We start from the raw sequence: 12,326 nt of genomic DNA, 5'->3' as shown, positions 1-12,326 counted from the left end.
GTTATCACCTTATCGGCGACAACTTTTATAGTATATCACCCTTTTGAGAAACTTGCAAGACTTTTTTATTCAACTATTCAATTCCAGTCTTACTCAGCCTTTCACAAATCTCAGCGGGTAAGTAATAATATACCCCAAAACGAACCTAAAAATCAACCCTAGGAAAGAACTTCCTCGATATACAGCTGTCTGTCCACAACCAAATTGACAATTCGTCCTTGAACGGAGACCATTGGGCGCGTCGGGTGATTCCGGTCAGAGAATATAATCTCCCCTTCACTCCCATCGCTTAAACGTACCCGCGTCCCGTTATGGAATTGGGTCACCTTATCCATGAAGGTTTGCACAACGCCAGGATCCAGCTTGCCAAATGCCTCAGACCGGATTTCCTCCAGCACTAAATAAGGAGATTTCGCTTTACGGTATCGGCGGTTTAACGTCATGGCATGAAAAATATCCGCCACGCTAACGATTTTCGCGTAGATATGAATTTTATCGCCGGTCAACCGGAACGGATACCCCGTACCATCCATCTTCTCATGATGTTGCAACGCCGTCAGCCGAACGCCCTCATTAATCGCAGCAGTTTTGCGCAGCTGCTGATAGCCATAGGTCGTGTGCATCCGCATTTCATCAACTTCTTCTGGAGTCAACTGCGTTGGCTTATACAGAATCATCGGATCGATTTTCGTATTACCAATATCGTGCAGCAATCCGGCAAATGCCACCTGCATCCAATCTTTCTGGGGCAACCCATGCCATTGCGCCAGCAAATAGGACGTAATCGAGCAGAGAATGGCGTTATGATACATATAATCGTATTCGTTCATATTGCGCGGGATAAACGTCAGCACATTGTAATGCTTCAACTGACGGAAGAGCGCCTCCAACTGATTACGAAGTTCATAAATTGGCAACTCTGCAGCCAACACGGATTGAAATGCGCTTTTCGTTAAATGCAACATCCGGTCGTATTCAACGTGCAACGACGTCAATGGGCTCATCGTCACTTGACTGGCGGCTCCCGCCGTCGCCCCTACTGCTGCTCCTGTCGAAGCTAACTTGGGAGATTCATGAACCTCTGTCGCCTTGCGCTCGGGAACCACAAAGTCTTCCACTTCAATCTGTTGGATCATAAAGGCGCGCAGGATGTCCAAATCTCTCGGAAGCAAAACCTTGCCCTTCTGCAGCAAAAGACCACCCAATGGGCTATATACGTGATTATTCAATTTAACTCCCGGTTTGACATCTGCGATTGAGATACTTACCATCCTTTATTCTCTCCTTAGGGTAAGACTAGGAATCCTGAGTCATTTCAAATCCCATTATTTTCTAGGCACAAAGAACTAGTGTCAATTAATTCTATTATAGTACGCTGGCAAAATAGCAAGCAATCTTTCTTTTTTCTAGATAAAAAGTACACCGCAATCACTTCCGTACCGTCAATCAAAAAAACGAGCCTTAGACTTGATTCTAAGGCTCGTTTACTCCTAAGGTTGGGCCGTCATTCCTAACTTTCCAGCCATGTTGTCCCGTAAACCAGGAAACTCAATTATTCTTCGTTGTGATCTTGTTCAGATTCCAAGCTTTGACCTTCAACTGCTTGGCCTTCATCCTGGGAGGACTCAGCTTCTCCGTCTTGGTCTTCTTCCTCGCTCTTATCCGTACGGCAAACCGTCGCCACGGCATCGTCCTCACGGATATTAATCAGCTTCACGCCTTGCGTGTTCCGACCCATCGTAGAAATGCCTTCCATGCTGGTCCGAATCAGCGTACCGCTGGCGGTAATAATCATCAGATCCTCTTCATTCTTAACGACTTTGAGTCCGACGACCGTACCGTTCTTCTCCGTGACATTAATCGTCTTAATCCCCTTACCGCCGCGGCTTTGCGTGCGATATTCGGAAACTGGGGTCCGCTTGCCGTAACCTTTGGCGGTTACGATCAGGACATCCTGCCCCGGAACCACAACATCCATGCCGATGACGGAGTCGCCTTCATCCAGCGTGATCCCTTTTACGCCGGTAGCCGCCCGCCCCATGGAGCGTACATCGCTTTCTGGGAACCGGATCGACATCCCTTGTGCCGTACCCATGATCACTTCTTCATTGCCATCGGTCAGCTTCACATCAATTAATGTATCGTCTTCGCGCAGGTTGACGGCAATCAATCCGCCTTTGCGGATATTGATATAGTCTTCGATTGGCGTCTTCTTGACGATCCCTTGCTTCGTAGCAAAGAACAAATACTTGTTATCATCAAAACGCTCAACCTCGATGACCGCATTAACCGTCTCGCCCTGTTCAATCTGAATCAGGTTAATAATTGGCGTCCCCCGAGCCGTACGTCCCAGCTCTGGGATCTCGTACGCTTTGAGGCGATACGCCTTCCCGCGATCGGTGAAGAACATCAGATAATGGTGGGAGTTCGTCACGAACAAATGCTCCACGAAATCATTATCCTTGGTGTCCATCCCGACGACGCCGCGCCCGCCGCGCTTCTGGCTGCGGTACGTTGTCACCGGCAATCGTTTGATGTAGCCGGTATGCGTAATCGTGATGACCACTTCCTCTTGAGGAATCAAATCCTCGTCGAGGATGCTTTCTTCGCCGATCGTAATTTCCGTACGGCGTTCATCCGCGTAGCGGTCACGGATTTCCTGCAGCTCATCAGCGATAATTTTCAGCACGAGCTGTTCATTGGCCAGAATTTCACGATATTCAGCGATCTTCTGGAGCAATTCGTTATATTCTTCTTCAATCTTCTCGCGCTCCAATCCGGTTAACCGGCGGAGTCTCATATCGAGAATCGCTTGGGCTTGTTCGAGGCTCAGACCAAACCGAGTCATCAAGCCTTCACGAGCTTCTTCATCCGAATTCGATCCCCGGATCAAAGCGATCACTTCATCGATGTGATCCAAGGCAATTCGCAAGCCTTCCAGGATATGTGCCCGGGCTTCGGCTTTCTTCAAATCAAATTCAGTACGCCGGCGAACCACTTCAACCTGATGCTGCAAGTAATGACTTAAGACATCTTTCAGCGTCAAAATCTTCGGTTCATTGTTTACAATCGCCAGCATATTAATGCCAAAAGTGCTTTGCAGCGCCGTATGCTTATACAGGTTATTCAGCACGACGTTCGGATTGACATCCCGCCGAAGCTCGATCACCACACGCATGCCTGTACGGTCCGACTCATCGCGCAAATCGGTAATTCCGTCAATTTTCTTCTCGCGAACCAATTCGGCGATTTTTTCGACCAGACGGGCCTTGTTGACCTGATAAGGCAGCTCTTCCACGACGATCCGCGCTTTGTTGTTATGCTCCTCAATCGTGGTCTTCGCCCGCATCGTAATGGAGCCGCGTCCTGTTGTATACGCCTGACGGATCCCCGAGCGGCCTAAAATATAAGCAGCCGTAGGAAAATCCGGACCTTTGATATAATCCATCAATTCCAGCGAACTGATCTCCGGATTCTTAATCAACGCATGAACCCCGTCGATGACTTCCCCTAAGTTATGCGGAGGGATATTCGTTGCCATCCCAACCGCGATCCCCGATACCCCATTCACCAGCAGGTTCGGGAAGCGGGAAGGCAGCACGACCGGTTCCTGCTCCTCACCGTCGTAGTTCGGCATGAAATCGATGGTTTCTTTGTTGATGTCACGCAGCATTTCCATAGCGATTTTGGATAAACGCGCTTCCGTATACCGCATCGCTGCAGCCATATCCCCGTCGACCGAACCAAAGTTACCATGGCCTTCGACAAGCATATATCTCATCGAGAAATCCTGCGCCATCCGTACCATCGTCTCGTAAACGGCGGAATCACCGTGAGGATGATATTTACCGATGACTTCACCGACGATTCTCGCTGACTTCTTAAATGGTTTGTCCGGATGCATTCCTAAATCCGACATCGCATAGAGAATGCGACGATGCACCGGCTTCAAACCATCCCGCACATCCGGCAACGCACGGCTGACAATAATGCTCATGGCATAGTCCATAAAAGACTCGCGCATTTCCACATTAATGTCCCGATCTATGATTTGAGAGAATTTTTCTTCCGCCATGCTGGACCTCCTTCATAATCTATCCACGTGCCTTCGTATGGGAAAAAGCCCGAAAAACCGCCACTTTCATTATATTACTTTCACAATTCAAGCTCAATTAAACGTGACCGGCCTTGAAACACGATCCATATAGACAGCAAAAAATTAGGGATGTGTCCACTCCCATCGAATCGAACGTTCATACACTACGGATATAGGCATTTTCTTTGAATCGCTGAAAAAGCTAATAAAATCCCCATATCTTATAATTATACCATTGTTTTTCTCTTCTGTCCTATGTTTTTCGCATAACGCGCAGATGACAACGGGCCGTCTTTCCGGTCCGAAAGAAAGGAAGGATAAACGTTTTGACGATCCAACGTATTGCAAGCAAGTGGGAGAAAACGAGAGTGATCTACCAGAAGGAATCTCTTCGTCCCTACATTCCGGATACGCGAAAATATTCCTATGAGCATCTTCAGGATATGCTGGAGGAATACGGCTATGTCTTCGTCAAACCGGATCACGGCACCTATGGCATTGGCGTGATGAGCATTGAGAAATGGACGGATGACCTGAGCCCAGGCAGCCCGCTTCAGTATAAGCTTAGATACGGAATTGAATACGAGCTCTACCCCACGATCGAGGAGCTTCATGACGCGCTTGTCGCCAAGATGGGATCTAAACCTTACCTGATCCAAAAAGGCATCCGCCTCCTCACCTACCGCCGCCGCAGGTTCGATATCCGTGCGCTCGTCCAGCAGACCCCCCGGAAGACCTGGGAAACCACCGGATTTATCGGGAGGATTGCCGCCCAGCAGAAGGTCATCACCAATTATCACGGCGGCGGCAGCGTAATGCTGATTGAGGATCTGCTCAGCCCCTATATGACCCCTAAAGAATTTGCCGAAAAATACAAGGAAATGAAGTCCATTGGCGTTCAGGCCGCCATCCAACTTGCTCGGAAGTTTCCGCAGCTCAAGGAAATCGGATTGGACATCGCTATCGACGAAGATCATCGGATCTGGATCTTGGAAATCAATACAAAGCCCGCTCTCTTCCCCTTCAAAATGCTCCATCCGAAAGAGGTCTATCAAAAGATCCGGCGTTACGCCACCGCTTACGGCCGACTGAAAGCGAAATCCGCCAAAGCAAAATAGAAAAAAGGCTGTTCCCATTCTTCCGGATGTAAGTCCGGAGAGTATAGAACAGCCTTTTCTATTGGCTCCCGCTATCCCTTAGATATCGAGATTCTTAACGTATTTCGCATGCTCGTGAATGAATTCGCGCCGTGGTTCGACGTTATCCCCCATCAGTGTATCAAAGATCGCATCCGCCTGGATGGCGTCAGAGATCGAGACTTGCTGCATTACACGGCTCTCCGGATCCATTGTGGTCTCCCAGAGCTGTTCCGCATTCATCTCGCCTAGACCTTTGTACCGCTGCACATTCACTTTCGCGCCCTCACCAAATTCAGCGATGATTTGATCGCGTTCTTTCTCAGAGTTCGCGTAACGAACCACCTTGTTGCGTTCGATCTTAAAGAGCGGCGGCTGCGCGATGTAAACATACCCTGCCTCAATGATTTTACGCATGTAGCGGAAGAAGAACGTTAAGAGCAATGTACGAATATGCGCCCCGTCGACGTCAGCATCCGTCATGATGATAATCTTATGGTACCGTGCCTTCGAGATATCAAAATCTTCACCAATCCCGGTGCCAAGTGCCGTGATGATCGCCCGAATCTCCGCATTCCCGAGGATGCGGTCAAGCCGTGCTTTCTCGACGTTCAAGATCTTACCGCGCAGCGGCAAGATCGCCTGGAAGTGACGATCCCGTCCTTGCTTCGCCGATCCGCCCGCCGAGTCACCTTCGACGATATACAGTTCGCTGATCGAGGCATCCTTCGAAGAGCAGTCTGCCAGCTTGCCCGGCAGGGCGCTGACTTCCAGTGCACTTTTACGCCGCGTCAGTTCGCGAGCCTTCCGGGCAGCTTCCCGCGCCCGCGAAGCTTGAAGCGATTTCTCCAAAATGCGCCGGGACACGGACGGATTCTCATCCATGAACTCCTGCAGCTTCTCGGCAAAGAGCGATTCCACGATCCCGCGGACTTCACTGTTGCCCAGCTTGGTTTTCGTTTGCCCCTCAAACTGAGGCTCTGGAATTTTGACGGAAATGATCGCTGTTAACCCTTCGCGCACATCATCCCCGGTCAAGTTGGAATCGTTCTCCTTAATCATGCCCGACTTGCGTGCATAATCGTTAATGATCCGGGTCAGGGCACTCTTGAAGCCGGACTCATGCGTCCCGCCCTCGTGAGTATGAATGTTGTTGGCGAAAGAAAAAATATTCTCCGTATAGCCATCGTTATATTGCAGTGAGATTTCCACCTGGATCATATCCCGCTGACCTTCAACGTAAATTGGATCCTCATGGAGCACTTCACGGTTCTGATTCAGGAAGCGGACATACTCCATAATGCCGCCTTCGTAGTGGAACGACTCGCTCTGACCTGTCCGTTCGTCCGTCAGCGAGATGTTGATCCCTTTGTTCAGGAAAGCGAGTTCGCGAATCCGCGTCAGCAACGTATTATAATCAAAGACCGTCGTCTCTGTAAAAATTTCAGGGTCCGGGTAAAACGTCGTTTTCGTTCCCGTTTCCGTCGTGTCGCCGATTACCCGTACGTCGTATTGAGGTGTGCCGCGGTGGTATTCCTGCTGATAGATATGACCGTCGCGCTTAACTTCAACGATCACCTTTGTCGACAGGGCATTTACGACGGAGACACCTACACCGTGCAAGCCCCCGGATACTTTATACCCGCCGCCGCCGAATTTCCCCCCGGCATGAAGCACAGTCATGACGACTTCCAGCGTCGACTTCTGCAGCTTTTCATTCATCCCAACCGGAATCCCCCGGCCGTTATCCTCAACCGTTACGCTGTTATCAGGATGCACCGTAACACTAATTTTGTTCGCATAGCCGGCCAGCGCTTCGTCGATACTATTGTCTACGACTTCCCATACCAGGTGATGCAGGCCGCGTACGCTAGTAGACCCGATGTACATCCCCGGACGTTTGCGCACCGCTTCTAAGCCTTCAAGCACCTGAATATTACTCTCGTCATATGTTTGTTCGTTCATTGACAATGCCTTCACCTACTTCTTTAGAATCAAATTCAAGGCTAAACCGCCAAAATCACGTTCGCTTTCTTCTTCAGCGTAGCGGAGGAGATCGGCGAGTAATAGATCTCGTTTTGGGTCACGACAATAGACTTCGGTTCCTCCTCACCGATGCGCACCACGTTCTTCGTCTCCAACGCATGGCTTAGGAATTGCTTGGATATTTTGGAAGACTTTTCGATCGTGATATCGAAAATTGCAATCAATTCCGAAGAGAGGATCACCTTTTCTCCGCCCAAATGTATATACATCCGTTTCCCTCCGTCCTTAACCTTGGACTTGTCCTTCCTGAACATGAAAAATGCTGGCGTCCTGTAACCGGCTTGCATTGATGCTCTCGATCCCTGTAGCCGTGATGAACGTCTGCACTTTACTCTGAAACGTTTCGATCAATTGGGTTTGGCGGTACGGATCCAGCTCCGACAACACATCATCCAGCAAGAGAATCGGGTATTCGCCGATTTCCTCATGAATGAGTTCAATTTCCGCCAGTTTCAACGATAATGCCGTCGTCCGCTGCTGGCCCTGGGACCCATACACTTGTGCTTCATTGCCGTTGATAATAAACGACAGATCGTCGCGATGCGGTCCACACAGCGTCATCCCGCGGCGAATCTCCTGATCCTTCATTTGTGATAACTTTATCATAAATTGCTGCAATAGGACAGCTTCATCTTCTTCTTCGGCTGTGCCAAAAGAGGGGAGATACGCCAATTTCAAGGTTTCGCCGCCTCCGGTGATTCCCTCGTGAATCTGCTCCGCCCACTTTTGCAGTTTACTTATAAATTGTTTCCTTTTTTTGATAATTTTAACACCGTGTTGGACCAGCTGTTCGTTCCAAATCTCCAACATCGTCGTGATTTCGGGACCAGCGCCCCAAGCCTGTTTGAGCAAGTTATTGCGCTGGATCAGCACCTTCTGATACTGCTGCAAATGATATAAGTAACTCGGCTGTACCTGCCCGATCTCCATGTCAAGAAACCGGCGCCGTACCCCGGGAGTTCCCTTGACGATTTCCAGATCCTCCGGAGCAAACATCACAACATTCATTGCCCCGATAAAATCACTCAGCTTCCTCTGTTCCAGACCATTGAGCTTCGCCTTCTTGCCTTGTGGAGATAGTCGAAGCTCCAGTTGGACTGGGCCGTACTTCTTCTCCACCTCCGCGGACACCAGCGCATGGTCGCTGCCGAACGCGATCAGCTCCTTGTCTTTGCCGGTCCGGTGCGACTTCGTCAGCGCAAGGACGAATAACGCCTCAAGCAGGTTCGTTTTCCCTTGGGCATTCCGCCCGATGATCAGGTTCACGGCGCCGAAGGCGTCCAGCGTAAGGGTACCGTAATTCCGGTAGTTTTGCAGCGATAAACGATTTACAAACACGTTCTAAGCCCCCTCATTCTCCGCCAGTCCTCGGCCACAGGGCCACAGGCAGGCCACTTCAGGGAGCTTGTTCTCCCGCCACCTGAAAAGAGCCGCAACCTTCCACCTCAACGCGATCGCCCGGATACAATTTCCGGCCCCGCCGCTCTTCCGGTTCGCCATTCACCTTCACAGCACCTTCCTGGAGGATCGCCTTGGCCATCCCTCCGGTTGGCACGCAATCCGCCAGCTTCAGGAAAGAATCTAATTTAATATATTCGCTCGAGATGGGAATTATTTTCATGAGGAATCGGTTTCCTTTCTGTTGGTATCGCCAAAATGCTTCCGCTGGAAACATGCTATGACGCCAATGATCTTAGTTCGTTGTCCGATATGGAAGAATCAGATATAAGCTCTGGCTGTCGTCCACCGGTTTAATGATGATCGGGCTCATCGCGCCTGTAAACCCGATGTGCAGCTGCTCGCTCTCCACGACCTTCAGAACGTCCAACATATATTTCGAGTTAAAGGAAATGCGCAGTGGATCCCCCGAAAAATGGGCTACATCCAACTGCTCCGTAACCTTACCCAACTCCGAGGAGCTGGAGGAAATTTCGATCGTTCCGTCTTCCATCGTTTGCAGGCGGACGATATTCGTCTTCTCCTCACGAGACAGCAAATAAGCGCGGTCGATCGAATCGCTTAATTTCTTCGTATCCAAGATCAGTTCTGTTTTATACGTGGTCGGAATAATCTTGGAAGTATCCGGATAAGTCCCGTCGAGAATGCGAGTGTAGAACAATACGCGATCAATTTTGAATAACACCTGGTTGTCAGCAACGACGATTTCAACGCGCGTATTTTGATCCGGGATGATTTTGCTCAGCTCGTTGAGCGTTTTACCGGCAATAACAATGTTGCTGAATCGTACGCCCTCTGCATCATCCAGACCGGCAATCCGGCTGGCCAGGCGGTGGCGGTCCGTTGCTACGAATTTGAACTGGTTATCTGCCAGGTTCCAGAGTACCCCAGTTAAGATCGGCGAAGTTTCGTTTGTTGAAATGGAAAATACCGTTTGCCGAATCATGTTCTTCAACAAATCGCCGGGAATCGAAATGACCTGATTTTCTTCGATGCTCGGCAATACAGGGAATTCCTCTGGATCCAGACCTACCATTTGGATATCAGTTGATCCGGAACGGATAAAGGTTTGGAATCCGTCCTGCACCTCCATTTCGATTTCGGAGGAAGGCAGCTTCTTGATGATCTCGACAAAGAACTTCGCAGGCAACACAACGCTCCCCGGACGCTCGACTTGTACGATTTGCTTCTCCTGATCCTCCGCCGGAATAAAGGCCTGAATCGAAATGTCCGTATCGCTGGCCGTCAGAGTCATCCCTTGAAAGTTCACATCCAGCTTGATCCCGGTCAAAATCGGAATCGTGGTCCGGCTCGAAATCGCCTTGGATACGTGTTGGATCGATTCATTGAGATCATGCTTCAAAATACGGACTTTCATAAATTCAACTCCTAAAAGTGGTTATGAAGCCTAAAGCTTCTATGGGCATAGTTCACATGAAACATTAAACAAAATTTCAACACTGCCTCGAAAGGGAACCGTCATAATCTTCACCTCCGAAGCATAACCTTGAGGTATGTACGGTGTTGAGGCGGTTCATGCATCCATCCTTATGATCTTCTTCGTTGAACTGGACAAGCGCAGCGGTTGTGACTTCTGCAGTGAGCGGCTTGTCCGCTACTTATGAAGATGTTTATATCTTTATAGATTAGAAGAAGTAGTAGGGGCACTGAATATGTGGATAACAACTGAAAAAATATGAAATGAAGCCTATCCACATGTGCATATCATGTGCATAGGCTTATCCCTTATTCAGGTAGCACTTTTTATTTTTTCGGTTATGTTGTTGATGATTTTATAGAGCTCCTGATCGGTTTTGAGCTGCTGGGTGATTTTCTCATGCGCATGGATGACGGTGGTATGGTCTCTTCCGCCAAAAGCATCGCCGATCTTCGGCAGCGAGAAATCGGTGAGCTCCCGGGCCAAATACATGGCGATTTGCCGCGGAAACGCGATCGCTTTGGTTCTTTTGCGCGCCTTGAAGTCGTCCAGCTTCAAATTGTAATACTCGCCAACCTTCTGTTGAATGTCCTGAATCGTGATCATCTTCGGACGACTGGATGGGATAATGTCCTTGAGCGCTTCAGCGGCCAAATGAGTCGTAATGTCCTGATTGATCAAAGAAGAGTAAGCGACGACGCGAATGAGTGCTCCTTCCAGCTCGCGGATGTTCGTATCGATCTGATTGGCGATGTACATCATCGCTTCGTTAGGGATATCGAGGTTCTCCGCTTTAGCTTTCTTCCGCAAAATAGCGATCCGAGTCTCTAGATCCGGCGGCTGTATATCGGTGATCAGTCCCCATTCAAATCGGGAGCGAAGCCGTTCTTCCAGCGTCGGAATTTCCTTCGGCGGACGGTCACTGGAAATAATGATTTGCTTGCGTTCTTCATGCAACGCATTAAATGTATGGAAGAACTCTTCCTGAGTTGATTCCTTGCCGGCCAGAAACTGAATGTCGTCGATCAGCAAAATATCGATATTGCGGTATTTGTTACGGAAGCTTTCCGCGCGGTTATCCCGGATGGAGTTGATGAATTCATTCGTGAATTTCTCGGAGGAAATGTACACGACTTTACTGCTGGGGCTGTGCTCCAAAATGTAATGGCCGATCGCATGCATCAGATGCGTCTTGCCAAGTCCCACACCGCCGTAGAGGAACAGCGGATTGTACGCCCGCGCCGGTGCCTCGGCGACCGCCAACGAAGCGGCATGAGCAAACCGGTTGCCGGAGCCAATAACGAAGGTGTCAAACGTATACTTCGGATTAAGCATATGGGAAACGCTTTCCTCGCTTGGGACGGGAGCGGGGGGTTCCTTATAAACCTGAGCTTGCTCGGGGGGAGCCGACTCTTCGATCACGAATGAGACGTCCACCTGCTTGCCGATCACCTCAAACACCGTCGTTGCCACCAGCTTGGTGTAGCGGCTCTCGAGCCATTCCACAGCGAACGTGGTCGGAGCGGAGATCACAATCGACTGATCGGTTAAGGAGACGACCTTCGTCGCCTTAAACCAGGTGTCAAAGCTCGGTTTGCTTAATTTCGTATTAATAATAGATAAAATATGTTGCCATATTTCCGAAGTATGGCTGTCCACAGACTGTCACTCCTTTTAAATCTTCCAATTGTGGCTTAAGCCATGCAGAAAGAAGTCGAAAAAACATAAATAAAGGGGAATTTTATCCCCAATGTTCAGTAAAGTATAATCATTATAAAATAATTTATTTTCGAATTGTTCACAATGTTATCCACAACCTGTTAATAATTCAGCGGATAAACAGAGATATTCACAACGAAAACAATATAATCATAGCAAAAGAAGGCTTGTTTTTCAATGAGATCTCGGCTTTTATCCACAAATTCAATAACTTGTGCATAATTCTCATTCACACCACTACATATTGTTTATAATTTGTTTAAAATTCGACAGGCAGCTGCAAAATCTCATAAAAAATATTCACAGCTTATTCGGATCTCTCCTCAATCTTCGAGTTTCGGCTGTGAATAATTCAACCATCGAGGATAGAGAGCAAGTTCTGGCTATTATATAGAAAATAAAAATCCGACCGCCCAAAGGGACGATCGGATTC

9 protein-coding genes are annotated in these 12,326 nt (G+C 48.9%); 1 reads left to right on the top strand and 8 read right to left on the bottom strand.

Features of this window, described 5'->3' with window-relative positions; all coding sequences use genetic code 11:
• Positions 1-158: 158 nt before the first annotated feature.
• Entirely contained in the window at positions 159-1,271 is a 1,113-nt protein-coding gene (locus tag PBA01S_RS08130) for an HD-GYP domain-containing protein (RefSeq protein ID WP_127575754.1), read from the bottom strand.
• A 281-nt stretch (positions 1,272-1,552) separates the two neighbouring features.
• Positions 1,553-4,075 (bottom strand): DNA gyrase subunit A, encoded by a 2,523-nt coding sequence (gyrA, locus tag PBA01S_RS08125; protein ID WP_127575753.1) that lies wholly within the window; start codon positions 4,073-4,075, stop codon positions 1,553-1,555.
• Between the two features lie 347 nt (positions 4,076-4,422).
• On the opposite strand from gyrA, the gene PBA01S_RS08120 reads away from it, so the two are divergent.
• Complete coding sequence (locus PBA01S_RS08120) at positions 4,423-5,214, top strand: YheC/YheD family protein (RefSeq protein ID WP_085279486.1); 792 nt, start codon at positions 4,423-4,425, stop codon at positions 5,212-5,214.
• 78 nt (positions 5,215-5,292) lie between these two features.
• On the opposite strand, the gene gyrB is transcribed toward PBA01S_RS08120, so the two are convergent.
• The 6 genes from gyrB to dnaA all read right to left on the bottom strand — a co-directional run bounded on the left by gyrB (position 5,293) and on the right by dnaA (position 11,833).
• Positions 5,293-7,197: a DNA topoisomerase (ATP-hydrolyzing) subunit B gene (gene gyrB / locus PBA01S_RS08115; protein ID WP_085169969.1), complete on the bottom strand. Its 1,905-nt coding sequence runs from the start codon at positions 7,195-7,197 to the stop codon at positions 5,293-5,295.
• 41 nt (positions 7,198-7,238) lie between these two features.
• Positions 7,239-7,487, bottom strand: coding sequence for an extracellular matrix regulator RemB (gene remB, locus PBA01S_RS08110; protein ID WP_016314596.1), 249 nt, complete (start codon positions 7,485-7,487; stop codon positions 7,239-7,241).
• A 16-nt stretch (positions 7,488-7,503) separates the two neighbouring features.
• Positions 7,504-8,616, bottom strand: coding sequence for a DNA replication/repair protein RecF (gene recF, locus PBA01S_RS08105; RefSeq protein WP_016314595.1), 1,113 nt, complete (start codon positions 8,614-8,616; stop codon positions 7,504-7,506).
• 58 nt (positions 8,617-8,674) lie between these two features.
• The gene (gene yaaA / locus PBA01S_RS08100) at positions 8,675-8,899 is read right to left on the bottom strand and encodes a S4 domain-containing protein YaaA (RefSeq protein ID WP_016314594.1); all 225 of its coding nucleotides are present in this window, start codon (positions 8,897-8,899) and stop codon (positions 8,675-8,677) included.
• 72 nt (positions 8,900-8,971) lie between these two features.
• Complete coding sequence (dnaN, locus tag PBA01S_RS08095) at positions 8,972-10,114, bottom strand: DNA polymerase III subunit beta (RefSeq protein ID WP_028540078.1); 1,143 nt, start codon at positions 10,112-10,114, stop codon at positions 8,972-8,974.
• 372 nt (positions 10,115-10,486) lie between these two features.
• Positions 10,487-11,833, bottom strand: coding sequence for a chromosomal replication initiator protein DnaA (gene dnaA / locus PBA01S_RS08090; protein ID WP_009223336.1), 1,347 nt, complete (start codon positions 11,831-11,833; stop codon positions 10,487-10,489).
• Positions 11,834-12,326: the final 493 nt, after the last annotated feature.

The sequence above is a fragment of the Paenibacillus barengoltzii NBRC 101215 genome, from assembly GCF_004000745.1.
Lineage (GTDB): Bacteria > Bacillota > Bacilli > Paenibacillales > Paenibacillaceae > Fontibacillus > Fontibacillus barengoltzii.
The sequence above is the reverse complement of the archived record's forward strand: the minus strand, read 5'-3'. Positions and strand labels throughout refer to the sequence as shown.